General features: G+C 60.6%; 29 protein-coding genes. 11 read left to right on the top strand and 18 right to left on the bottom strand.

Annotated features, from left to right (window positions below):
• The first annotated feature begins 77 nt into the window (after positions 1–77).
• Positions 78–932 carry an RNA polymerase sigma factor RpoH gene (rpoH, locus tag M5G20_RS09405; RefSeq protein WP_056853991.1) on the top strand — a complete coding sequence of 285 codons (855 nt, stop codon included), beginning with the start codon at positions 78–80 and terminating at the stop codon, positions 930–932.
• A gap of 159 nt (positions 933–1,091) precedes the next feature.
• On the opposite strand, the gene mtgA is transcribed toward rpoH, so the two are convergent.
• On the bottom strand, positions 1,092–1,814 hold the full coding sequence (gene mtgA / locus M5G20_RS09400; protein ID WP_273918921.1) for a monofunctional biosynthetic peptidoglycan transglycosylase: 723 nt from the start codon (positions 1,812–1,814) through the stop codon (positions 1,092–1,094).
• A 74-nt stretch (positions 1,815–1,888) separates the two neighbouring features.
• On the opposite strand from mtgA, the gene M5G20_RS09395 reads away from it, so the two are divergent.
• From M5G20_RS09395 to trmB, 4 genes are all read left to right on the top strand, one after another.
• Positions 1,889–2,269, top strand: coding sequence for a DUF423 domain-containing protein (locus M5G20_RS09395; RefSeq protein ID WP_273918920.1), 381 nt, complete (start codon positions 1,889–1,891; stop codon positions 2,267–2,269).
• A gap of 71 nt (positions 2,270–2,340) precedes the next feature.
• The gene (gene thiS, locus M5G20_RS09390; protein ID WP_007953386.1) at positions 2,341–2,541 is read left to right on the top strand and encodes a sulfur carrier protein ThiS; all 201 of its coding nucleotides are present in this window, start codon (positions 2,341–2,343) and stop codon (positions 2,539–2,541) included.
• 51 nt (positions 2,542–2,592) lie between these two features.
• Entirely contained in the window at positions 2,593–3,387 is a 795-nt protein-coding gene (locus M5G20_RS09385; protein ID WP_017253955.1) for a thiazole synthase, read from the top strand.
• A 9-nt stretch (positions 3,388–3,396) separates the two neighbouring features.
• Entirely contained in the window at positions 3,397–4,122 is a 726-nt protein-coding gene (gene trmB, locus M5G20_RS09380) for a tRNA (guanosine(46)-N7)-methyltransferase TrmB (protein WP_077046063.1), read from the top strand.
• Positions 4,123–4,188: 66 nt separating this feature from the next.
• On the opposite strand, the gene M5G20_RS09375 is transcribed toward trmB, so the two are convergent.
• From M5G20_RS09375 to M5G20_RS09335, 9 genes are all read right to left on the bottom strand, one after another.
• The gene (locus M5G20_RS09375; RefSeq protein ID WP_273918919.1) at positions 4,189–4,512 is read right to left on the bottom strand and encodes a DUF3392 domain-containing protein; all 324 of its coding nucleotides are present in this window, start codon (positions 4,510–4,512) and stop codon (positions 4,189–4,191) included.
• 9 nt (positions 4,513–4,521) lie between these two features.
• Positions 4,522–5,727: a radical SAM family heme chaperone HemW gene (hemW, locus tag M5G20_RS09370; protein ID WP_273918918.1), complete on the bottom strand. Its 1,206-nt coding sequence runs from the start codon at positions 5,725–5,727 to the stop codon at positions 4,522–4,524.
• Positions 5,724–6,320 (bottom strand): RdgB/HAM1 family non-canonical purine NTP pyrophosphatase, encoded by a 597-nt coding sequence (rdgB, locus tag M5G20_RS09365; protein ID WP_273918917.1) that lies wholly within the window; start codon positions 6,318–6,320, stop codon positions 5,724–5,726. The genes hemW and rdgB overlap by 4 nt, the downstream gene beginning before the upstream one ends.
• A complete protein-coding gene (locus M5G20_RS09360; RefSeq protein WP_273918916.1) occupies positions 6,317–6,751 on the bottom strand; it encodes a DUF4426 domain-containing protein in 435 nt (144 codons plus the stop codon). The genes rdgB and M5G20_RS09360 overlap by 4 nt, the downstream gene beginning before the upstream one ends.
• A gap of 26 nt (positions 6,752–6,777) precedes the next feature.
• Positions 6,778–7,398, bottom strand: a complete 621-nt coding sequence (gene metW / locus M5G20_RS09355; RefSeq protein WP_150734155.1) for a methionine biosynthesis protein MetW — start codon at positions 7,396–7,398, stop codon at positions 6,778–6,780.
• Between the two features lie 7 nt (positions 7,399–7,405).
• Positions 7,406–8,545 carry a homoserine O-succinyltransferase MetX gene (gene metX / locus M5G20_RS09350; RefSeq protein ID WP_273918915.1) on the bottom strand — a complete coding sequence of 380 codons (1,140 nt, stop codon included), beginning with the start codon at positions 8,543–8,545 and terminating at the stop codon, positions 7,406–7,408.
• A 182-nt stretch (positions 8,546–8,727) separates the two neighbouring features.
• Entirely contained in the window at positions 8,728–9,315 is a 588-nt protein-coding gene (locus tag M5G20_RS09345) for a YggT family protein (protein ID WP_273918914.1), read from the bottom strand.
• 24 nt (positions 9,316–9,339) lie between these two features.
• Positions 9,340–10,158, bottom strand: a complete 819-nt coding sequence (proC, locus tag M5G20_RS09340; RefSeq protein ID WP_273918913.1) for a pyrroline-5-carboxylate reductase — start codon at positions 10,156–10,158, stop codon at positions 9,340–9,342.
• A 35-nt stretch (positions 10,159–10,193) separates the two neighbouring features.
• Positions 10,194–10,880, bottom strand: a complete 687-nt coding sequence (locus tag M5G20_RS09335) for a YggS family pyridoxal phosphate-dependent enzyme (RefSeq protein WP_212626325.1) — start codon at positions 10,878–10,880, stop codon at positions 10,194–10,196.
• Positions 10,881–10,936: 56 nt separating this feature from the next.
• Between M5G20_RS09335 and M5G20_RS09330 the strand changes: the two genes are divergently transcribed.
• Positions 10,937–11,971 carry a type IV pilus twitching motility protein PilT gene (locus tag M5G20_RS09330; RefSeq protein WP_273918912.1) on the top strand — a complete coding sequence of 345 codons (1,035 nt, stop codon included), beginning with the start codon at positions 10,937–10,939 and terminating at the stop codon, positions 11,969–11,971.
• Between the two features lie 56 nt (positions 11,972–12,027).
• Here M5G20_RS09330 and M5G20_RS09325 read toward each other — a convergent pair whose 3' ends face one another.
• Positions 12,028–12,645 carry a C40 family peptidase gene (locus M5G20_RS09325; protein ID WP_273918911.1) on the bottom strand — a complete coding sequence of 206 codons (618 nt, stop codon included), beginning with the start codon at positions 12,643–12,645 and terminating at the stop codon, positions 12,028–12,030.
• 250 nt (positions 12,646–12,895) lie between these two features.
• Here M5G20_RS09325 and M5G20_RS09320 point away from each other — a divergent pair, with 250 nt between their 5' ends.
• A complete protein-coding gene (locus tag M5G20_RS09320) occupies positions 12,896–13,327 on the top strand; it encodes an NINE protein (RefSeq protein ID WP_273918910.1) in 432 nt (143 codons plus the stop codon).
• Positions 13,328–13,425: 98 nt separating this feature from the next.
• Here M5G20_RS09320 and M5G20_RS09315 read toward each other — a convergent pair whose 3' ends face one another.
• The 7 genes from M5G20_RS09315 to gshB form a co-directional block, all read right to left on the bottom strand.
• Positions 13,426–14,697, bottom strand: a complete 1,272-nt coding sequence (locus M5G20_RS09315; RefSeq protein ID WP_150734162.1) for a dihydroorotase — start codon at positions 14,695–14,697, stop codon at positions 13,426–13,428.
• Positions 14,694–15,698, bottom strand: a complete 1,005-nt coding sequence (locus tag M5G20_RS09310; protein WP_020797380.1) for an aspartate carbamoyltransferase catalytic subunit — start codon at positions 15,696–15,698, stop codon at positions 14,694–14,696. Before M5G20_RS09310 ends, M5G20_RS09315 begins: the two co-directional genes overlap by 4 nt.
• A gap of 27 nt (positions 15,699–15,725) precedes the next feature.
• A complete protein-coding gene (gene pyrR, locus M5G20_RS09305) occupies positions 15,726–16,229 on the bottom strand; it encodes a bifunctional pyr operon transcriptional regulator/uracil phosphoribosyltransferase PyrR (RefSeq protein WP_273918909.1) in 504 nt (167 codons plus the stop codon).
• A gap of 94 nt (positions 16,230–16,323) precedes the next feature.
• The gene (ruvX, locus tag M5G20_RS09300) at positions 16,324–16,761 is read right to left on the bottom strand and encodes a Holliday junction resolvase RuvX (protein ID WP_150734164.1); all 438 of its coding nucleotides are present in this window, start codon (positions 16,759–16,761) and stop codon (positions 16,324–16,326) included.
• Positions 16,761–17,333 carry a YqgE/AlgH family protein gene (locus M5G20_RS09295; RefSeq protein ID WP_150734165.1) on the bottom strand — a complete coding sequence of 191 codons (573 nt, stop codon included), beginning with the start codon at positions 17,331–17,333 and terminating at the stop codon, positions 16,761–16,763. Before M5G20_RS09295 ends, ruvX begins: the two co-directional genes overlap by 1 nt.
• Positions 17,334–17,437: 104 nt before the next feature.
• The gene (locus M5G20_RS09290) at positions 17,438–18,337 is read right to left on the bottom strand and encodes an energy transducer TonB (protein WP_273918908.1); all 900 of its coding nucleotides are present in this window, start codon (positions 18,335–18,337) and stop codon (positions 17,438–17,440) included.
• 64 nt (positions 18,338–18,401) lie between these two features.
• A complete protein-coding gene (gshB, locus tag M5G20_RS09285) occupies positions 18,402–19,355 on the bottom strand; it encodes a glutathione synthase (protein WP_150734167.1) in 954 nt (317 codons plus the stop codon).
• Positions 19,356–19,590: 235 nt separating this feature from the next.
• Between gshB and pilG the strand changes: the two genes are divergently transcribed.
• From pilG to M5G20_RS09265, 4 genes are all read left to right on the top strand, one after another.
• Positions 19,591–19,995 (top strand): twitching motility response regulator PilG, encoded by a 405-nt coding sequence (pilG, locus tag M5G20_RS09280; RefSeq protein ID WP_273918907.1) that lies wholly within the window; start codon positions 19,591–19,593, stop codon positions 19,993–19,995.
• 57 nt (positions 19,996–20,052) lie between these two features.
• Positions 20,053–20,418 (top strand): twitching motility response regulator PilH, encoded by a 366-nt coding sequence (gene pilH, locus M5G20_RS09275; protein WP_075946300.1) that lies wholly within the window; start codon positions 20,053–20,055, stop codon positions 20,416–20,418.
• 10 nt (positions 20,419–20,428) lie between these two features.
• Positions 20,429–20,968: a chemotaxis protein CheW gene (locus M5G20_RS09270; protein WP_273918906.1), complete on the top strand. Its 540-nt coding sequence runs from the start codon at positions 20,429–20,431 to the stop codon at positions 20,966–20,968.
• Positions 20,969–21,110: 142 nt separating this feature from the next.
• Positions 21,111–23,171 (top strand): methyl-accepting chemotaxis protein, encoded by a 2,061-nt coding sequence (locus M5G20_RS09265; RefSeq protein WP_443218299.1) that lies wholly within the window; start codon positions 21,111–21,113, stop codon positions 23,169–23,171.
• The last annotated feature ends 32 nt before the right edge of the window (positions 23,172–23,203 follow it).

The following is a 23,203-nucleotide window of genomic DNA, read 5'->3' as shown; positions in this document are numbered from 1 at the left end:
GGGGAACTTGTCTTTCGGTTTCCGGTCAATTTTCGCAGTGCCACTGGCACGAGTCTGTAAGTCGGAGGTTTTTTCGTATGACCAATTCTTTGCAACCTGCGTACGCGTTGGTTCCGGGTGCAAACCTGGAAGCCTATGTGCACACCGTCAACAGCATTCCATTGCTGACGCCGGAGCAGGAGCGTGAACTGGCCGAGAGTCTCTATTATGAGCAGGATCTTGAGGCGGCTCGGCAGATGGTGCTCGCCCACCTGCGTTTTGTCGTACATATCGCCCGTAGCTATTCCGGCTACGGTCTGGCTCAGGCTGACCTGATCCAGGAAGGTAACGTTGGCCTGATGAAGGCCGTGAAGCGCTTCAACCCGGAAATGGGCGTGCGCCTGGTGTCCTTTGCGGTGCACTGGATCAAGGCGGAAATCCACGAGTTCATCCTGCGCAACTGGCGCATTGTGAAAGTCGCGACCACCAAGGCGCAGCGCAAGCTGTTCTTCAACCTGCGCAGCCAGAAAAAGCGTCTGGCCTGGTTGAACAATGAGGAAGTCCATCGCGTGGCGGAAAGCCTCGGTGTGGAGCCTCGGGAAGTGCGCGAGATGGAAAGTCGCCTGACCGGTCACGACATGGCCTTCGACCCGGCAGCCGAAGCCGACGACGACAGTGCTTTCCAGTCGCCGGCCAACTATCTGGAAGACCACCGGTACGACCCGGCGCGTCAGCTGGAAGATGCCGACTGGAGCGACAACTCCAACCACAACCTGCACGAAGCGCTGGAAGTGCTGGACGACCGTAGCCGTGACATCCTCTACCAGCGCTGGCTGGCGGAAGAAAAAGCCACGCTGCACGACCTGGCGCAGAAGTACAACGTCTCGGCCGAGCGTATTCGTCAGCTTGAGAAGAGCGCGATGAACAAGCTCAAAGTGTCGATTGCCGCATAACGGCAAAGCAGCGATAAAAACGCCCGACGATTGATCCTGTGGGAGCGAGCTTGCTCGCGATGAGGACTGAACATTCAACATCTTCGTTGACTGTCAGGCCGTCATCGCGAGCAAGCTCGCTCCCACAGTGTTTTGTGGTGTTTGTAAAATTGATGGTCGCTACTGCGCCCAAGGCGCCCGGCGTGAGTCGTTCAACCCCACCAGATAGCTGTCCCCGCCCAGTTGACTCATCTGCCGCCGAATCCAGCCTGCGCGACGTGCCACGTAACCCGTCGGATGGCTCGCACTCCATACCCGCGGGTTGGGCAAAACGGCCGCCAACAAACTCGACTGCTGGCGGCTGAGACCTTTGGCGCTCACGCCAAAGTGATGCCTGGCGGCTGCCTCGGCACCAAACACACCGTCGTCCCACTCGACACTGTTGAGGTACACCTCAAGAATCCGCTGCTTGGGCCAGAACACCTCGATGAGCCCGGTGAACCAGGCCTCCAGGCCTTTGCGCAGCCAGCTGCGTCCGGACCACAGGAACAGGTTTTTCGAGACTTGTTGGCTCAAGGTGCTGGCGCCGCGAATCGAGCCGCCGAGTTCGTTGTGGGCCAGCGCCGCCTTGATCGCGTTCACGTCAAAGCCCCAGTGCTCGGGGAATTTCTGGTCTTCGCCGGCAATCACCGCGACTTTCAGGTCATCGGAGATTTCATCCCACGGCTTCCATGAGCGTTGCAGGTCGATGGGCTCGCCATCGATCCAGGATTCGATCTTGCGCTCGACCATCAGCGCTGTCCCGGGTGGTGGCACCACGCGGAAGATCAGTACCAGCAAGACGCTGCCGCCCATGAACCAGAGCACAGCCTTGGTGAAACGACGGAAATAGATACGCAGCATAGAGATGGCTTGGCCGAACCCGTGGAGCGGGCCATTATACAGACCCTGTTGATCGAGTCTGACTGGAGTTCTCCATGCTGCGTGGCTTTCTGATGCTGGCCGCTTTTTTCGGCTTCACCGGTGTCGGCCTTGGCGCCTTTGCCGCCCACGGTCTGAAAAACCGCCTGAGCGCCGAGTATCTGGCGATTTTCCATACCGGCGTGACCTATCAACTGGTGCACACATTGGCGTTATTGGGTGTCGCCTTGCTGGCCACGCAGATCCCCGGACGCCTCGTGACGTGGGCCGGCGCATCGTTTGCCATCGGCATCCTGCTGTTCTCCGGCAGCCTGTATGTGCTGACGCTGACGGGTATCAGCAAGCTCGGCATCGTCACCCCGTTCGGTGGCCTGGCGTTCCTGGTGGGCTGGTTGTGCCTGGGGCTCGCCGCCTGGCGCTTGCCGTTGACCGCTTGACGCTTGTTGCTGACCTTTAGGTCACGATCGGGCTAGAATGCCAGCCCCTAAAAATGATGGCGGCATCCGGCATGCGCATTCAGTTGAACGGCGAATCCTTTGAACTGCCCGACGGTGAAACCGTTGCGGCCCTGCTGACCCGTCTGGACTTGACCGGACGCCGGGTGGCGGTCGAACTCAATCTGGATATCGTCCCGCGCAGTCAGCATGCAGATACCACGTTGAACGACGGCGACAACGTCGAAGTCGTGCACGCCATCGGCGGCGGCTAGTCCCCCGGCCGAGTGGCCACAGCATTCAGCAAGCCCTACAGAGGATTTCCCATGAGCATCGTTCGTAGCGACAAGCCTTTCGTCCTGGCCGGTCGTACTTACCAGTCGCGTTTGCTGGTCGGTACCGGCAAGTACCGTGACATGGAAGAAACCCGTCTGGCCATCGAAGCCTCGGGTGCCGAGATCGTCACCTTCGCCGTGCGTCGCACCAACCTTGGCCAGATCGAGGGCGAGCCGAACCTGCTCGAAGTGCTGTCGCCGGATCGTTACACCTTCCTGCCGAACACCGCCGGTTGCTACGACGCGATCGAGGCTGTGCGCACCTGCCGCCTGGCCCGTGAGCTGCTCGATGGTCACAACCTGGTGAAGCTGGAAGTGCTGGCCGACCAGAAAACCCTGTTCCCCAACGTGATCGAAACCCTCAAAGCAGCCGAAACGCTGGTCAAGGAAGGTTTCGACGTGATGGTCTACACCAGTGATGACCCGATCATTGCCCGTCAGTTGGCGGAAATCGGCTGCATCGCAGTGATGCCTCTGGCCGGTCTGATCGGATCGGGCCTGGGGATCTGCAATCCTTACAACCTGCAGATCATCCTCGAAGAAGCGAAAATCCCGGTGCTGGTGGATGCCGGTGTCGGTACCGCTTCCGATGCCACCATTTCCATGGAACTGGGCTGTGACGCGGTGCTGATGAACTCTGCCATCGCCCACGCCCAGCAGCCGATCATGATGGCCGAAGCCATGAAACACGCGATCGTCGCGGGCCGCCTGGCCTACCTCGCCGGCCGCATGCCGAAAAAACTCTATGCCAGCGCCTCTTCGCCGCTGGATGGTCTGATCAAGTAAGAGCCATTGATGACTGAATCAAACGACACGCCTATCCAGACGGAAGAAGGCGACGAGCGCCAACACCGCCGCATCAAGAGTTTCGTGATGCGCGCCGGGCGCATGACCGAAGGCCAGCAGCGCGGCCTGGACCAGGGCGCACCGAAATTCGTGTTGCCGCTGGCCGACGCGCCAGTGGACTTCGACCAGGTGTTCGGTCGCTCGGCACCGCGCTCGCTGGAAATCGGTTTCGGCATGGGCCATTCGTTGCTGGAAATGGCAGCGGCTTCGCCGGAGCAGGATTTCATTGGCGTCGAGGTTCATCGTCCGGGTGTCGGCGCGCTGCTCAATGGCGTGTTGACCCAGGGTTTGACCAACCTGCGGGTCTACGATTGCGATGCGATCGAAGTGCTCAACCGCTGCATCGCCGACAACAGCCTTGACCGCTTGATGCTGTTCTTCCCGGACCCTTGGCACAAGAGCCGTCACCACAAGCGTCGTATCGTTCAGGCATCGTTTGCCGAGCTGGTGCGCAGCAAGCTGAAGGTTGGCGGCATTCTGCACATGGCCACCGACTGGGAACCGTACGCGGAATACATGCTGGAAGTGATGAACGTTGCGCCGGGTTATCGCAACCTCGCCGAAGACGGCAAGTGCGTACCACGCCCGGCCGAGCGGCCGATCACCAAGTTCGAACGCCGCGGCGAGCGTCTTGGACATGGCGTGTGGGATCTGAAGTTCGAAAAACAGTCCTGAACCTTGCCCTACAAACCTGTAGGAGCCGGTTAGCCGGCTCCTACAGGTTCTTTGCACATCCGCAAATCAGCGGCGGTCAGCGACGACACCGATGAGCACCAACACCACCAGCAGCACCGGCGCCAGGCTGTAGTTATTGAACTGGCTCAGGCCTTTGACGATCCATGGCGTGGCGTAAATCAACGCGGCGCCGCTGCCGATCATACACAGCAGGGCCATCAGGGGGACGCGCAGGGCGCCGGCGATGCTGCCCAGGCGTTGCTCGACCCAGCCTTTGAAATCCGCACCGAACAGCACCAGCAGACAACCCACCAGGGCCAGGGCGATTTCCGAGAGGTTGCTGCGGCTCCAGCGAGACATGGTGGCAAGCAGGTCGAGTACCAAATCCATTCGATTTCCTTATGTCAGAAATTTCTGCAGCAAGTCGTTGAGGAAAAGTTGTCCGCGCGTCGTGGCTACCAGACGTGACGGTTCGACCTGCAACAGGCCGCTTTGTTCGGCTTCCCGGCGGCCTTCGGCAAGGCTTTCCAGGGTCATGCCGGTACGTTCCGGGTACAGCCGCGATTCGACGCCGTCCGTCAGGCGCAGCGCGTTCATCAGGAATTCGAACGGCATCTCGTCGTTGCCCAGCGCTTTCTTGCCGGCCAGGAAGCTCTTTGCCGGGTTCAGGTAATCCTTCGGCAAACGGGTTTTCCAGGTGCGGACAATTTGTCCGTCCGGATGACTGAGCTTGCCGTGGGCGCCGGCGCCAATGCCGATGAAGTCGCCAAAACTCCAGTAATTGAGGTTATGCCGTGCCGGTCGACCGGGCAGGGCATAGGCCGAGACTTCGTATTGTGCGTAACCGTGTTCGGCGAGCAGCGCCTGTCCCGCTTCCTGAATGTCCCACAGCGTGTCGTCCTCGGGCAGCGTCGGCGGCTGGTTCCAGAACACGGTGTTCGGCTCCAGGGTTAGCTGATACCAGGACAGGTGCGTCGGTTTCAGGGCAATCGCAGTGCGCAGGTCCGCGAGGGCGTCTTCCAGGGACTGATCCGGCAGACCGTGCATCAAGTCCAGGTTGAAGTTATCGAACCCGGCCTGACGTGCCATGCCGGCGGCGCGCACCGCTTCGTCACCGTTGTGGATGCGGCCCAAGGCCTGGAGTTTTTCCTGCTGGAAGCTCTGGATGCCGATCGACAGGCGATTGATCCCCAGTTTCCGGTACGCCACGAACTTGTCTTGTTCAAAGGTGCCGGGGTTGGCTTCAAGCGTGATTTCGATATCGCTGGCAAACGCAATGCGCTGTTCCACGCCCTTGAGCAACCGGCCCAAGGCTTCGGCGCTGAACAGGCTCGGCGTACCGCCGCCGAAGAAAATCGAGCTCAGTTCACGCCCGTAAACGGCATGCAGGTCCTGATCGAGGTCGGCCAGCAACGCGTCGACATACGCTTCTTCCGGCAGCACGGGGCTGGCGGTGTGGGAGTTGAAGTCGCAATAAGGGCATTTGCGTACGCACCACGGAATGTGGATGTACAGCGCCAGGGGTGGCAGCACCGGCAGGGCCGCCCGAGGCGATTGCGCATCACCGCCGAAAATCAGGGGCGATGCAGACGATTCGCCGGTCATTTCAAGCCCAGACGCTGGCGCAGCAGAGTCATTGCACGGGCGCGGTGGCTGATCTGGTTCTTGTCGGCCGGGGTCAGCTCGGCGCTGGAGCAATCGCGCTCCGGCACCCAGAACAGCGGGTCATAGCCAAAACCGTGTTCGCCGCTGGCCTGGGTCAGGATGCGCCCGTGCCATAGACCTTCGCAAAGGATCGGCAGTGGATCATCGGCGTGACGCACCAGCGCCAGTACGCAGACAAACTGAGCGCTGCGATCAGCTTCCGGCACGTCTTTCAGCGCGTCCAGCAGCTTGGCGTTGTTTGCCGCATCGCCTTTGCCGTCGGCATATCGGGCCGAGTAGATACCCGGCGCGCCACCGAGGAAATCCACCGCCAGCCCGGAATCGTCGGCCAGCGCCGGCAGGCCGGAGATGCGCGCGGCATTGCGGGCCTTGAGGATGGCGTTCTCGACGAACGACAGGCCGGTTTCTTCGGGCTCGATGCTGCTGAATTCGCCGATCGAGCGCAGTTGCACCGATTGGCCGAGCATGGCCTGGAGTTCCTTGAGTTTGCCGGCGTTATGGCTGGCCAATACGAGTTGCGTGAAATTGATCATTGGCCGGGGAATAGCTCTTGGTTGAAGTTGATGGTGTTGATTTTGTCACCGGTCTGCACCTTGATCTCGAAGGTGCGGGTTTCCTGCTGGGGCACCGGGTACTGGGCGATGTAGTAAATCGCACCTTGCTCGGTGACTTGCTTGAAGTTCAGCGGCACGCTTTGGCTGGTCAGGTCTTTGACCGTACCGCTGACCTGCGCCATCAACGGCTTGCCATCCTTGATCACCGAAATGTTGATCACGCCCTGATGCTTGCTGCGGACCAGTTCAGCCGACTTGGCGATGTCCGGTGTCAGGAACGTGGAGTTGAAGGTGTTGTAGTGCACCGTCACGTCGCCAAATTTTTCCTGGCGATCACCTTTGATCGCATCGGCGGCCATGGCCGTGACGCTCAGGCAGGCAGTGAGTAGAAACAGCGCTAGACGACCCATGATCGTTCTCCTCGAAATGTGCTGAATCAGACCGCGACCTTGTGGTCTGCAAGCCCCGGGCTGCTGACGCGGTAAATACCGATCTCACCTAACAGATTAGGCCATAGCTTACTGGCCCACCCGTGCCGATGCTGTTGATCCACGGCAAGCCGATCAATGACCTTGGCTTCACGTTCGCGACACAAGGCTTCAAAGTCCGCGAAGGTACAGAAGTGGATGTTCGGCGTGTTGTACCAGGTGTAGGGCAGGAACTCGGAGACCGGCATCCGTCCCTTGCTCGCCAGGTACCAGCGGCAACGCCAGTGACCGAAGTTGGGAAAGGTGATGATGCACTGGCGACCGACCCGCAGCATTTCGTCGAGGATCTTGTCCGGGTAATGCACCGCTTGCAGCGCCTGGGTCATGACCACGACATCAAAGCTGTTGCTGGCGAAGTTGCCCAGGCCCTTGTCCAGGTCCTGCTCGATGACGTTGATGCCTTTGGCCACGCACTCGGCGATGTTGTTCGCGTCGTTTTCCAGGCCATAGCCGGTGACTTGCTTGTTGTCGCGCAGCCAGGTCAGCAGTTCGCCGTCGCCGCAACCGAGGTCGAGCACGCGGCTACCGGCGGGGATCCATTCCTGGATGATTTCCAGATCAGCTCTCATGGCTATCTCACAACGTAATGCGGTTCATGTAGTTGCCGAACGCCTGCAAGTAACGCGGGATCGGTATCAGGAAGGCGTCGTGGCCTTGCGGCGCATCGATTTCCAGATAGCAGACGTCCTTGCGCGCGGCCATCAGTGCGTCCACCAGCTCCCGCGAGCGGGCAGGCGAGAAGCGCCAGTCGGTGGTGAACGACATCACGCAGAATTTCGCTGTGGCGTTTTCGAAGGTTTTTGCCAGGTTATCGTCGAAGTTGGCCGCTGGATCGAAGTAGTCCAGGGCCTTGGTCATCAACAGATAGGTGTTGGCATCAAAGCGTCCGGAAAACTCTTCGCCCTGATAACGCAGGTAGCTCTCGACCTGGAACTCGACGCTGTGGAAGTCGTAGTTGAGCTTTTCGCTTTTCAGGCCGCGACCGAATTTCTCGCCCATGGAGTCGTCGGACAAATAGGTGATGTGCCCGACCATCCGCGCCAGCATCAGCCCGCGCTTGGGGATCACGCCCTGTTCCTGGAATGAACCGCCGTGGAACTCAGGGTCAGTGAGAATCGCCTGGCGTGCCACTTCGTTGAAGGCGATGTTCTGCGCCGACAGTTTGGGAGCCGAGGCGATGGCCAGGCAATGACGGATGCGGTCAGGGTAGGTGATGCTCCATTGCATCGCCTGCATGCCGCCGAGGCTGCCGCCGATCACGGCTGCGAATTGGGCGATGCCGAGGCGATCGGCCAGACGCGCCTGGCTGTGCACCCAGTCTTCCACGGTCAGCACCGGGAAGTCGGCACCGAACGGCTTGCCGGTGTCCGGGTTGATGCTGCTCGGGCCGGTAGAGCCATTGCAACCGCCGAGGTTGTTCAGGCTGACCACGAAGAACTTGCTGGTATCGATGGGTTTGCCGGGGCCGATGCAGCTGTCCCACCAACCGGGTTTGCGGTCGTCGGCGCTGTGATAGCCAGCCGCGTGGTGGTGGCCGGACAAGGCGTGGCAGATCAGCACGGCGTTGCTCGCCGTGGCGTTCAGCGTGCCGTAGGTTTCGTAAATCAGGTCATAGGCTGGAAGCGAACGACCGCAGGCCAACGCCAGGGGTTCGCTGAAGTGCGCCACTTGCGGCGTCACCAGACCAACAGAATCGGGGGGAAAGGCAGCTGGCATCGACCCTGCTCTCATTGAAATGAGGCGTAAGTCTAAAGACCAGTGGGGTTAGCAGCAAGCAAAGGCCGGGCCTTATTGTTTCCCTGTCAGACCGAGGCGCTACCATCGCCAGCAAGCCGGCTCCTACAAGGGAACGCGTACCCTTGTAGGAGCCGGCTTGCTGCAATGAACGATGATGCGGTTTAGATCAGCCCGAACAATTCTTTCGGCATCATTGCGTAGTAAGCCAGGCGCGGGATCAGCCAGCTTTGCAGCAATTGCAGCACAATGAACGCGAAGATCGGCGAGATATCGAGGCCGCCCAGGTTCGGGATGATCCGGCGGAATGGCGCGAGGACCGGCTCGGTGATCTGCTGGACCAGTTCCGCGCCCGGGTTGTGGCTGCCTGGAGCGACCCAGGACAGGATCACACTGATGATCATCGCCCAGAACAGGATCTTCAAAAACAGCGCAAAGATGCCGATCAGCGCCCAAGGCGCCAGGAACAATACGTCGACCGAGTAGCCGCTGAGCAGCAGGATCACCGCGAACAGCACCATTTGCACCAGCAGTGCCAGCACCAGCGACGACATGTCCAGGCCGAACATGCTCGGGATTACCCGGCGCAGTGGCTTGAGCAGCGGCTGAGTGGCCTTCACGGCGAACTGGCAGAGCGGGTTGTAGAAGTTGGCGCGCACCAGTTGCAGGATGAAGCGCAACAGCACGATCAGCAGATACAGGCTGCCCAGGGTTTGAATCACAAAAATGGCAGCGTCATTGAGTCCGAGCATTATTGATTCCTTATTAAGAGCGGATTAGCGGCCAAGTTGCTCAGCCATTTCGGCGGAGCGGTGCGCGGCGGCGCCCAGTGCTTGTTCTACCAGAGCTTCGAAGCCGTTGGCCTGGAAAGATTTGATGGCGGCTTCGGTGGTGCCCGCAGGCGAGGTCACGCGGCGACGCAGTTCCGCGGCGTCGACGTCACTGGACACGGCCATGTGCGCGGCGCCCAGAGCGGTTTGCAGGGTCAACTGTTCGGCGATGTCGGCTGGCAGGCCGAGTTTCACGCCAGCGGCGGTCATCGCCTCGATCAGCAGGAAGAAGTACGCCGGGCCGGAACCGGAAACGGCAGTGACCGCATCCAGTTGCTGCTCTTCGTTCAGCCACAAAGCGATGCCGACTGCAGACAACAGCTCCTGGGCTTGCTGGCGCTGTTCGGCCGTCACTTCGGCGGTGGCGAACAGGCCGCTCACACCCTGACGCAACAGGGCTGGCGTGTTGGGCATGCAACGTACGATGGGCTGGGCGCCGAGCCAGTTGTTCATGCTGGCGCAGGTGATGCCGGCGGCAATCGAAACCACCAGTTGACCTGGCTTCAGGTTCGGGCGAATGGCTTCGCACACGGCTTTCATCGCTTGTGGCTTGACCGCCAGCACGATGACGTCTGCACCTTCGACGGCCTGGGCATTGTCGGCGAACACTTCGATGCCGTGCTCGGCGCTCACGCGGGCGCGGGTTTCTTCGCCCGGATCGCTGGCGCGGATCTGCGCCGCGTCCAGACCTTTGGCCCGCAGGCCACCGATCAGGCTGGCGGCCATGTTGCCGGCACCGATAAAGGCAATACGCGTCTTGCTCATGTCAGGTCCTTATAAAGAAGAGAGTCAGCCATGGGTTATGGCCTGTCGTAATCGCGGGCGCCAAACAGCGCGGTACCGATCCGCACCCAGGTGGCGCCTTGGGCGATGGCCGACTCAAGGTCGTGGCTCATGCCCATGGAAAGTGTGTCGAGTGGCAGGTTCAAGCTGGCTTGCAGGCGCTGTACGGCAGCAAAAGCGGCATCCTGGGCGGCGCGATCTTCAGTCGGCTCGGGGATCGCCATCAGCCCGCGCAACGTCAGGCGCGGCAGGGCGCTGATGGCGTTGGCCAGGGCTGGCAGATCGGCCGGGGTGCAGCCGGATTTACTGGCTTCACCGCTGACGTTGACCTGGATGCAGATGTTCAGCGGCGGCAAATCGGCAGGGCGTTGTTCGGACAAGCGTTGTGCGATTTTCAGACGATCCACGGAATGCACCCAGTCGAAATGCTCGGCAATAGCGCGAGTCTTGTTCGATTGAATGGGGCCGATGAAGTGCCAGATCAAGGGCAGGTCGGCCAGTTCGAGCTGTTTGCCCAAGGCCTCTTGCAGATAGTTCTCGCCAAAGTCGCACAGGCCGGCGGCATAAGCTTCGCGCAGGGCCTGTGCGGGTTTGGTCTTGCTCACGGCCAGCAGCTGGACGCTGTTTTCGGCGCGGTTGGCGGCAAGTGTTGCCGCGTGTATGCGCGAACTAACCAGTTGAATGTTGTCTGCTATGGTGGACATCAAGAGGCGCCAGCGGTCTGAAGGTTCGCGGCATTCTACTGGAATTGAGAGACGCTATGGATATCACTGAACTGCTCGCGTTCAGCGCCAAACAGGGCGCATCCGACCTGCACCTGTCAGCCGGCCTGCCGCCGATGATCAGGGTTGATGGCGATGTACGGCGGATCAATCTGCCGGCACTGGACCACAAGCAAGTGCAGGCGTTGATCTACGACATCATGAACGACACCCAGCGCGTCGACTTCGAAAAACACCTGGAAACCGACTTTTCCTTTGATGTGCCCGGCGTGGCGCGTTTTCGGGTCAACGCGTTCAACCAGAGTCGCGGCGCGGGCGCGGTGTTCCGCACGATCCCGTCCAGAGTCCTGACCATGGATGAACTGGACATGGGCGAGGTGTTCCGCAAGATGACCGAGGCGCCTCGCGGCCTGGTGCTGGTCACCGGCCCGACCGGTTCCGGCAAGTCCACCACGCTGGCGGCGATGATCGATTACCTGAACAACCATCGCCATCACCACATCCTCACCATCGAAGACCCGATCGAGTTCGTCCACGAATCGCGCAAATGCCTGATCAATCAGCGGGAAGTGCACCGCGACACCCGCAGCTTCGCCACGGCCCTGCGCTCGGCCCTGCGTGAGGACCCGGACGTGATTCTGGTGGGCGAGATGCGAGATCTGGAAACCATTCGCCTCGCGCTGACAGCAGCCGAAACCGGGCACTTGGTATTCGGTACGCTGCACACCACCTCGGCGGCGAAAACCATCGACCGGATCGTCGACGTGTTTCCGGGGGACGAGAAATCCATGGTGCGCTCGATGTTGTCCGAGTCGTTGCTGGCGGTGGTGTCGCAGACCCTGGTGAAGAAGATCGGCGGCGGGCGCATTGCCGCTCACGAGATCATGCTGGGAACATCGGCGATTCGTAACCTGATTCGCGAAGACAAGGTGGCGCAGATGTACTCGTCCATCCAGTCGGGTGGGTCGTTGGGGATGCAGACGCTGGATATGGGCTTGAAGGATTTGGTGACCAAGGGCTTGGTCAGTCGTGAGCATGCGCGGGAGAAGGCGCGGTCACCGGATGGCTTTTGAGGATTGAAATGCTCAATCGCCACAAGTGCCCGCCTCAGTGGGCGGGCGGTTTCAGATCAGCGCTGAACGACCCGCAACGCGTTCTGTTCTTTCGGCAGAACCCGCTTGGCCACTACGTAGTGCTTTTCCCAATACGGTTTCTTCAAGGTGTCGATGGTCACCGATTTGCCACGACGTGGTGCGTGGATGAAGCGGTCGTTGCCCAGGTAGATGGCAACGTGGTTGACTCGACGGCTCTTGATGTTGAAGAAAATCAGGTCGCCGGGCTTGAGGTCCTTGCGATCGACTTTCTCGCCATGACCGCTGGCCATGGCATTGGACGTACGTGGCAGGTCGAAGGTAGCGTCGTTGAACGCGTACTTCACCAGGCCGCTGCAATCGAAGCCTTTGCTCGGGCTGCTGCCGCCCCAACGGTACGGCGTACCGAGGACGTTGACGGCGCGGCTCAGCACATTGCTGCTTTCCTTGGTGGCCATTGGCGGCACCAGGCTGCTTTTGCTGACCAGCTCAGGAGCGGTTCTGACTGCTTTTTTGCTTTTGCTCGAAGGAGCAGAAGCATGGGATTTTGGGGTGTAACCATTAACGTTTGGAAGACGTTGCTCACGATTGGTGGCGTGGGCGGCCAGTGGCATCAAAAGGCAAATGGTTAGCCATGTCTTGAAAAATGAACGCATTAGGCAAGGCTCGAATAGGTGAACGCGCAACTTTATAACAGCTTTTTCCGCCCTTCCGAGGCCGTTGGTCGATTGAACCTGGAGGTCAACGGAACCAAACAAGCGGCAAACGGACGCAATTGTCGGACAGAAGTCAGGTGGTATAAGGCTTTGACGGAAGTGAAGGTAACATTTGCCGTATGTCGGGTGCCTGTAAAAAAGTCACAAAGAATTCAAGAATATTTATCTATCGTGTGAATCGAGGTCATCCATGAACACCTATCAACCCCCCGTTCCGTATCAGGACACCCACAGCAAAGTGATCGGATATTTGCTGTGGATTTTCGGTTTCACCGGCGCTCACCGGTTTTATTACGGCAAGCCGGTGACCGGGACGATCTGGTTTTTCACCTTCGGATTGCTGGGCATTGGCTGGTTGATCGATCTGTTCCTGATCCCTGCCATGGACCGTGAAGCGGACCTGCGTTTTACCGCCGGGCCAATCGAATACAACGTGGCGTGGATTCTGCTGACGTTCCTGGGTGTGTTCGGCGTGCACCGGATGTATCAGGGCAAGTGGATCAGCGGGTTGCTGTACCTGGTGACGGGCGGGTTGTTCTTCCTGGGGGTTTTGTATGACTTCTGGACGCTGAATGATCAAGTGTCGGTGCGTAACGCGCAAAACAGAGGCGCCTTTCAGTAAGTTGTGGCGAGGGAGCTTGCTCCCGCTGGACTGCGTAGCAGGCCCATCTTGAGGCCGCTGCGCCCCCTGGCGGGAGCAAGCTCCCTCGCCACAGGGTCTTAAGCCTGGTGGCTGATCCGCCCATCCACCAGGGTGTAGCGCACCAAACCCGGCAAACTGTGCCCAATGAACGGGCAGTTCTCGCCCTTGGACAGCCAGGTTTCACCGGCCACGGTCGAGGCTGCCGGGTCGAACAGCACGATGTCCGCCGCGCCGCCTACTGCCAGCTTGCCTGCCGGCAGGCGCAAGGCTTCGGCAGGACCGGCGCCGAGGCGGGCCAGCAGAGTTGGCAAGTCCAGCAAACCGTCTTCCACCAGCGTCATTGCCAATGGTAAAAGCAGCTCGACACTGCTGATGCCCGGCTCGGTCGCGCCGAACGGCGCCAGTTTGGCATCGCGTTCGTGGGGTTGGTGATGGCTGGAAATCGCCGAAACCACGCCCGACTTCACTGCCGCACGCAGACCATCGCGGTCGGCGCGGGTGCGCAGGGGGGGCTGGACGTGATAGAGGCTGCTGAAGTCGATCAGCGCTTCATCGGTCAGGATCAGTTGATACAGCGCCACATCCGCCGTGACCTTCAGGCCACGAGCCTGCGCCTGGGCGATCAGGGCGACGCCGCGAGCGCTGGTCAGCTGGCTGAAGTGCGCGCGTACGCCGCTTTGCTCGACCAGCAACAGGTCGCGAGCCAGGGCCACGGTTTCGGCGGTTTCCGGAATGCCCGGCAGACCGAGGAAACTGGCGGTCGGGCCTTCATGGGCCAGGCCGCCTTCGGCCAGATCATGATCCTGGGAGTTGAAAATCACTGTCAGGTCGAAGGTCGCCGCATATTCCAGTGCCCGGCACAGGGTGCGGGTGTTGCGGAAGCTCTCCAGGCCATTGCCGAAGGCCACGCAACCGGCATCGCGCAACGCGACCAGCTCGGCCAGTTGTTCACCGTCCAGGCCTTTGCTCAGGGCGCCAATCGGGAAGACTTTGGCGTTGCCGGCCTCGCGGGCGCGGTCGAGGATCAGTTCGGCCACGGCCGAAGTGTCCAGCACCGGTTTGGTTTTCGGTGGGCAGCACAGGCTAGTGACACCGCCGGCCGCTGCGGCACGGGTTTCGCTGATGATCGAGCCTTTGCGGCTGTAGCCAGGCTCGCGCAGGGCGACGTTGAGGTCGACCAGGCCCGGGGCGGCCACCAGGCCTGTGGCGTCGATGGTGTCGACTGCGACAAAACCGGCCGGTGCGGCGCCGAGGGCGACGATCTTGCAGGCTTCAATGTGAATATCGGTGACTTGATCCAGGCCGCTGGCCGGGTCGATGACGCGTGCGCCGAGAATGCTGAGCTTCACTGAACGTTCTCCTGCTCGAATTGGCGCTGGGCCGTCTGCCCGCTCATGGCCATGGACAGCACGGCCATGCGAATCGCGATGCCGTAGGTCACTTGATTGAGAATCACCGAGTGCGGACCGTCAGCCACCGCCGACTCGATCTCCACCCCCCGGTTGATCGGCCCCGGGTGCATGACGATGGCATCGGGTTTGGCGCCGGCCAAACGTGCGGTGGTCAGGCCGAACAGGCGGTAGAACTCGCCTTCGCTTGGCAGCAGGCCGCCGGTCATGCGTTCACGCTGCAGGCGCAACATGATCACCACGTCGACGTCTTTCAGGCCTTCGGTCATGTCGGTATAGACCTTCACGCCGTATTGCTCGATGCCGATCGGCAGCAGGGTTTTCGGCGCGATCACGCGGATGTCCGGGCAGCCAAGGGTTTTCAGGGCCAGCATGTTCGAGCGAGCGACCCGCGAGTGCAGGATGTCGCCGACGATGGCCACCGAAAGGTTTTCGAAGCCGCCCTTGTGCCGGCGGATGGTCAGCATGTCGAGCATGCCCTGGGTCGGGTGCGCGTGCCGGCCGTCGCCGCCGTTGATGATCGCCACTTGCGGGCAGACATGTTCGGCGATGAAGTGCGCGGCACCGGAATCACCGTGACGCACAACGAACATGTCGGCGGCCATGGCTTCGAGGTTGCGCAGGGTGTCGAGCAGGGTTTCCCCCTTGCTCGCCGAGGATGTCGACACATTCAGGGTGATCACGTCTGCCGACAGGCGCTGGGCTGCCAGTTCGAAGGTGGTGCGGGTGCGGGTCGAGTTCTCGAAGAACACGTTGCACACGGTCTTGCCGCGCAGCAACGGGACTTTCTTCACGGCCCGGGCGCCGACTTCAAGGAACGAATCGGCAGTGTCGAGGATTTCCGTCAGCAACTCGCGGCGCAGACCGTCGAGCGAGAGGAAGTGGCGCAGCTGGCCCTGATCATTGAGCTGCAGCGGGCGCTTGGTGTCTAGAGGCGTCATCGCGAGGGGGACTCTCAATAGGGCAAATTAAAGGGCAAGGTCTTGCAGTTCGAGGGCAAGCTCCGGGCCGGACAGTTTCACGCGTTCGTGGGCGGCCAGCGACAGGGTCGCGCCGAGCACGTTCGGGCGGATCGGCAGCTCGCCGGCGTCCAGGTCCAGCAGGCACACCAGCGTCACGCTGGCCGGGCGTCCGTAGTCGAACAGTTCGTTCATGGCGGCGCGGATAGTGCGCCCGCTCATCAATACGTCATCGATCAGCACCAGGTGCTGGCCTTCGATTTCGAACGGCAGGGCCGATGGGCGCACTTGCGGGTGCAGGCCGTTCTGGCTGAAATCGTCGCGGTAGAAGGAAACGTCGAGTATGCCAAGAGGTTCCGCGCTGCCCAGCTCTTTGAGCAAGGCCTGGGCGACCCAGACGCCGCCGGTACGGATACCGATGTAGCGCGGTTCGCTGATACCACGGTGTTCCAGGTGTGCCTTGAGATCAGTGGCCATCTGGCTGATCAGTTCGGCGGGATTGGGCAGGCTCATGGTTGCTCCTTCTTGGGCCCGAGGCGGCTTGTGCTTGAGGTGGCTCGGGTTGTTACTGAAAGAGCTGCTTCGCGACTCTTCAGGATTGGGTATATCAGGATTCGAACAGCGCGCCATTTTCGTCGAGCCAGCCTTGCAGCAGCAGGGCGGCGGCGATGGCATCGACCGGGTTGTCGCGGTAACTGCCTTTTTGCCCTCCGCGATCACGTCGTTCACCTTTGGCTTCGAAGGTGGTCAGGCGCTCATCGTGGGTATAGAAGGGCAGGTTGAAGCGGCCGTTGAGGCGGCGGGCGAATTTTTCCGCGCGCAGGCACATGTCACTGGGGGTGCCGTCCATGTTCAACGGCAGGCCGACCACTACAGCGTCGGGCTTCCACTCTTTGATCAGGGCTTCGACCTGATCCCAGTCGGGAATGCCATTCTGCGCTTTCAATGTGCACAGCTCGCGGGCCTGGCCGGTAATCACCTGACCGACCGCGACGCCGATCTGTTTGGTGCCGTAGTCGAATCCGAGAATCAGCCGCAGGGCCATCAGGCGTGCCCCGCCTGGCTGGTCAACAGGCTGAGGTTGACGCCCAGGTGCCTGGCGGCCGCTTCCAGGCGCAGTTCACTGCTGGTGTTGAACAAAATGTCGGCGTCGAACGGGCAGGTCAGCCAGGCGTTTTGCGCCAGTTCGGCTTCCAGCTGCCCGGCTTCCCAGCCGGCATAACCGAGGGCGATCAGGCTTTTCGCTGGGCCCACGCCATCGGCGATGGCGAACAGCACGTCCTGTGACGTCGACAGCGAGAGCTCGCCTTCCAGATCAACGGTCGCCTGAAAGGTTTTCCCCGACGGATGCAGGACAAAGCCGCGATCGGTCTGCACCGGCCCGCCGATGAAGATCGGCACATGCTGGCAGAGGACCGGCGGTTCGATATCGGGGCGTAATTGCTCGAGGATGTCGGCCAGGTTCAGGTCTTGCGGGCGGTTGACCACCAGCCCCATGGCACCGTTGGCCGTGTGCTCGACGATGTAGGTCAAGGTGTGCGCAAAGTTCGGGTCGGCCATGTGAGGCATGGCGATCAGGAATTGATGCTTGAGGTAGCTGGGGCTGACGTTTTTCATGAGCGCTAGTGTGGCGTTGGAGGGGCGAACTGACAAGCTGGGGATGTGTAGGAAATGCCGCAAATGTCGGGAATCGATTCACAACCCTGGGGGATTGGTGATGGTCAATTACTGGAAAGCCTGTCCCCTCGGGCAAACTTCCACGTGCGAATGATTTCCAGCCGGTCGATATCCGACAAATCCCCGGTAAACGGTGCAAACGGCGCCGCCAGCCGCACAATGCGCTGGGCTGCCTGATCCAGCAGTGGCTGGCCGGAAGACTCCAGCACCAGCACTTCATACAGCGAGCCATCGCGGTTGATCGACACCATCAGGCGCAAATTGCCGTAAATCTGTTTACGCCGGGCTTCGTCCGGATAGTTGAGGTTGCCGATGCGCTCGACTTTCTTGCGCCATTCGTCCTTGTACCAGGCACCCTTGTCTTTCATCGTCGAGGCGGCGCTCAGACGGTGGATGCGCGGGCGTTTGGCGTACAGCTGTTGTTCCTGGGCCAGTTCCGCTTCCAGGCTGGCGATGTCGCTGGACAGCTGTTCGGTGTCGAACGTCGGCGCGGCCACCGCAGGTTTGGTGACAGGTTTGGGTTCTTCGGTTTTGGCAGGGGCTTTTTTCGGCTTCGGCGCGACGGTGGTCACGGCAGCCTTGGGCGCGGCTTCCTGCTGTTCAGGCTTGGCCGCTGGCGGTGGCGTGACTTTTTGCACCTTGTTGTCCTGGAAAGGCGCGACCTCGGTGGTCTTGGGGATCGCCTTTTTATCCAGTGTGCCGCTGCCCTGCTGATTCTCCTGAGCGAGGAAGTCAGCCTTTTCAGGCTTCTTTTCGCTTTTGAACGTAGCGAGGGTGATTTCCAGGGTTTTGCTGATCTGTTTGGGCTCGACCACGGCGAACCCGACGCCCAACAGCAGGGCCAAGTGAATCAAAGCCGCCAAAAACAGGGTAAAACCGAGGCGATCGGCCGGGCGCACGCCACGCTGGGCGAGTTCAACAGGCAGATCGGACGGGAGGGTCATGACAAGGAAACCAACATCGCGTTTTCACAGGCCGCGCATGATAACGCAATGTTGGTTTGGCTTTTCAACGTGCCTTGAGCTTCTGATCGATGGCATCCATCAGCATGCCGCCAATGTCGGTGCCGAAGGCATTGTCGATCTCGCGGATGCAGGTCGGGCTGGTGACGTTGATTTCCGTCAGGTGCTCGCCGATCACGTCGAGGCCGACGAACAGCAGGCCTTTTTCGCGCAGGGTCGGGCCGACTTGTGCGGCAATCCAGCGATCTTTGTCGGTCAATGGACGGGCTTCGCCACGGCCACCGGCAGCGAGGTTGCCACGGGTTTCGCCAGCAGCGGGAATGCGCGCCAGGCAGTAATCCACCGGTTCGCCGTCGATCATCAGGATGCGTTTGTCGCCATCGACGATGGCCGGCAGGTAGCCCTGGATCATGATCTGCTGCTGACCGTGCAGGGTCAGGGTTTCGAGAATGACCGACAGGTTCGGGTGGCCGGCGGTGTGACGGAAGATCGAGGAACCGCCCATGCCGTCCAGCGGCTTGAGAATCACGTCGCCATGATGGTCGGCGAATTCGCGCAGTACGTCAGGGCGACGGCTGACGATGGTCGGTGGCGTGCACTGCGGGAACAGCGTGGCGAACAGTTTTTCGTTGCAGTCGCGCAGGCTCTGCGGCTTGTTGACCACCAGTACGCCAGCGCTCTCGGCCTGTTCCAGCAGATAGGTGGAATAGACGAATTCCATGTCGAATGGCGGATCCTTGCGCATCAGGATCACATGCAGATCGCTCAGCAGCGAGTCTTGCTCGGCACCCAATTCGAACCATTTTTCCGGGTTGGCGAACACTTGCAGCGGACGCATCCGCGCCCGAGCCTGACCTTCGGCCTGGTACAGGTCGCGCTGTTCCATATAGAACAGTTCCCAGCCACGTTTCTGCGCGGCCAGCAGCATGGCCAGCGAGCTATCCTTTTTATAGGAGATGCTGGCGATAGGGTCCATGACAATCCCGACGCGAACGCTCATGGGTTTTTCCTCGAAATGGGGGTGGCTTGATAGCGATCAAAAAGTGGCGTCAGAGTGGCGCTGAGCGGGTTCCCGGTCAAGGAAAAACCACCGCGCCGGTCGGCCGATAGATTGGTGCTGGAGACTGTGCTAAAAAGACTGCCTAGTGATGCTGGCCCTTGCGTATCAAGGGTTTCGAGCCTCCGTTAACCGGCAAACGGACAAATTGATTCACAAAGGCGACGGTAGAGCATTTATGGAACAGCACCCCAGCGCCTTGAAGGTCATGGTGATCGACGATTCGAAGACGATTCGCCGCACCGCCGAAACGCTGCTGAAAAACGTGGGTTGTGAGGTCATCACGGCCATCGACGGTTTCGATGCCCTGGCCAAGATCGCCGACAATCATCCCGGCATCATCTTTGTCGACATCATGATGCCGCGCCTGGATGGCTATCAGACCTGCGCTTTAATCAAGAACAACAGTGCTTTCAAGTCCACGCCAGTGATAATGCTGTCGTCCAGGGACGGGCTGTTCGACAAGGCCAAGGGGCGCATCGTCGGCTCCGATCAGTTTTTGACCAAACCTTTCAGCAAGGAAGAACTGCTGAACGCGATCCAGGCCCATGTTCCGGGCTTCGCCGCCGTTTTGCCGCAGTAAGACACCTACAGTGACGCTCGGCCAACGGGCCTTGCGTCGACAAGAATGGGGAAGACCATGGCACGTATTCTGATCGTCGATGATTCGCCGACTGAAATGTACAAATTGACCGGCATGCTGGAAAAGCACGGTCATGAAGTATTGAAAGCTGAAAATGGCGCCGACGGCGTGGCCCTGGCCCGCCAGGAAAAACCCGACGCCGTGCTGATGGACATCGTCATGCCCGGTCTCAACGGATTCCAGGCCACCCGTCAGTTGACCAAAGACCCGGAAACCGGACACATCCCGGTGATCATCATCACCACCAAGGATCAGGACACCGACAAGGTCTGGGGCACGCGCCAAGGCGCCAAGGATTACCTGACCAAACCGGTGGATGAAGAAACCCTGCTTAAAACCCTGAACAACGTGCTGGCCGGTTGATCGTCCGGCCATGACCGAGTCGCTGACGGCTTTTGAACTGCTGCTGCAGATCGACCAGCGCTGTCGCGTGCTGGCGGCGGACTTGCCGTCCCAGCCGACCCGTCAGAACAGTTGGAGCGGCATCGGTTTTCGCCTGGGTGAATACTGGTACGTCGCGCCGATGGGCGAGGTCAGTGAAGTGTTGCACGAGCCGCGCTTCACCCAGGTGCCGGGGGTCAAGCCTTGGGTCAAGGGCGTCGCCAATCTGCGTGGACGCCTGCTGCCGATCATGGACCTGTGTGCCTTCCTTGGACACGAACTGTCGGTGGCGCGCCGCCAGCGGCGGGTGCTGGTGGTGGAGCATCAGGACGTGTTCGCCGGGCTGATGGTCGATGAGGTGTTCGGCCTTCAACACTTCGCCCAGGGGAGTCTGGAGCCTGTTGCCGCCAATGCGGTTCAAGGCCCCATGGCGGCGTTTGTCGAAGGCTGCTTTGAGGGCGAACAGACCTGGTGGGTGTTCAGCCCGTTTGCGCTGGCGCGGTCGCAGGGGTTCATGAATATCGCGGTTTAAACCTGGCTTTTTGTAGGAGCGAGCCTGCTCGCGATGGTGTATCAGCTGCAAATGTGTCGACTGACACTCCATCGCGAGCAGGCTCGCTCCTACAGGGGGCTTCGGCAAGGTTCAAAAGGTGTGGTTTAACAGGCGAAGACCGATGATAAAAGCAAAAACAGGCAAGCCAATGGAAGGGTCGCGCAGTCGGTCGCAGATCATCGTGCTGTTCATCGCGTTGATCATCTTCATCATGCTGTTGTTCGCCAACTTCGCGTACCTCAACACCCAGGCCACCTACGACAAACAGTACATCGGCCACGCCGGTGAGCTGCGCGTGCTGTCCCAGCGCATTGCCAAGAACGCCACCGAAGCCGCCGCCGGCAAGGCTGCGGCGTTCAAGTTGCTCAGCGATGCGCGCAACGATTTTGCTCAGCGCTGGAGCTATCTGAAGAAAGGCGACCCGTCCACCGGCCTGCCTCCCGCACCGGCCACCGTGCGCCCGGAAATGCGCGCCGTGCAGCTGGACTGGGAGCGCCTGCTGAAAAACACCGACGCCATTCTCTCAAGCGAACAGACCGTGCTGTCGCTGCATCAGGTCGCCGCGACCCTGGCCGAAACCGTCCCGCAGTTGCAGGTCGAGTACGAGAAAGTGGTGGAAATCCTCCTGCAACGCGGCGCGCCGGCCACGCAGGTAGCGATGGCCCAGCGTCAATCGTTGTTGGCCGAGCGCATTCTGGGTGCCGTGAACACGGTGCTGTCGGGCGATGAAAGTTCACAGCAGGCGGCCGATGCTTTCGGTCGCGATGCGGCGCGTTTCGGTCAGGTGCTCAACGGCATGCTCCAGGGCAATGCGGCGCTCAAGGTCAGTCAGGTCGAGGACCAGGATGCGCGCGCGCGGTTGAGCGAAATTTCCGAGTTGTTCGAATTCGTTTCCGGCTCGGTGGATGAAATCCTTGAAACCTCACCGGAGCTGTTCAAGGTGCGCGAGTCGGCCACCAACATTTTCAGCCTGTCGCAAACCCTGCTCGATGAAGCTTCGCACCTGGCCAGTGGTTTCGAAAACCTCGCCGGCGGACGCAACACCGACACCATCGGCGGGTATGTGTTGGGCCTGGCGGCACTGATGTCGATCATCCTCATCGGCCTGGTGATGGTGCGTGAAACCAATCGGCAGCTGCGGGAAACCGCCGAGAAGAACGAACGCAACCAGAACGCGATCATGCGGCTGCTCGATGAGATCGAGGACCTGGCCGACGGCGACCTGACCGTGACCGCTTCGGTGACTGAGGACTTCACCGGCACCATCGCCGACTCGATCAACTATTCCGTGGACCAGCTGCGTGATCTGGTGGCCACGATCAACCTCACTGCCGGACAAGTCGCCGCCGCCGTACAGGAAACCCAGGCCACCGCCATGCACCTGGCGCAGGCTTCCGAGCATCAGGCGCAGCAGATTTCCGAAGCGTCCACCGCGATCAACGACATGGCCCAGTCCATCGATCAGGTATCGGCCAACGCCGCTGAATCTTCGGCGGTGGCCGAGCGTTCGGTGGAAATCGCCAACAAGGGCAACGAGGTGGTGCACAACACCATCCACGGCATGGACAACATCCGTGAACAGATCCAGGACACCGCCAAGCGGATCAAGCGCCTGGGCGAGTCGTCCCAGGAAATCGGCGACATCGTCAGCTTGATCGATGACATTGCCGACCAGACCAACATCCTCGCGCTCAACGCGGCGATCCAGGCGTCCATGGCCGGTGACGCCGGGCGCGGTTTCGCAGTGGTCGCGGACGAAGTGCAACGCCTGGCCGAACGCTCATCGGCGGCCACACGCCAGATTGAAACCCTGGTGCGGGCGATTCAGACCGACACCAATGAAGCGGTGATTTCCATGGAGCAGACCACCACCGAAGTGGTGCGTGGTGCCCGTCTGGCGCAGGATGCCGGTGTGGCCCTGGAAGAAATCGAAGGTGTCTCGAAAACCCTGGCGGCACTGATCCAGAGTATTTCCAACGCGGCACAACAACAGACGTCGTCTGCCGGTCAGATTTCCCTGACGATGAACGTGATCCAGCAGATCACCACGCAGACTTCGTCCGGTTCCACCGCCACCGCCGAGAGCATCGGCAACCTGGCGAAAATGGCCAGCCAGTTGCGGCGCTCGGTGTCCGGGTTCACCTTGCCCGCCACCAGGGCGCAGGTGGCGGACAAGGCTTGAACCGGCCCAAGGGGCAGGCATCTTGAAAGAAG

The organism is Pseudomonas sp. TNT2022 ID1044 (genome assembly GCF_028656895.1).
Classification (GTDB): domain Bacteria; phylum Pseudomonadota; class Gammaproteobacteria; order Pseudomonadales; family Pseudomonadaceae; genus Aquipseudomonas; species Aquipseudomonas reinekei.
Note: the sequence above shows the minus strand (reverse complement) of the source record. Positions and strands in the feature narration are given on the sequence as shown.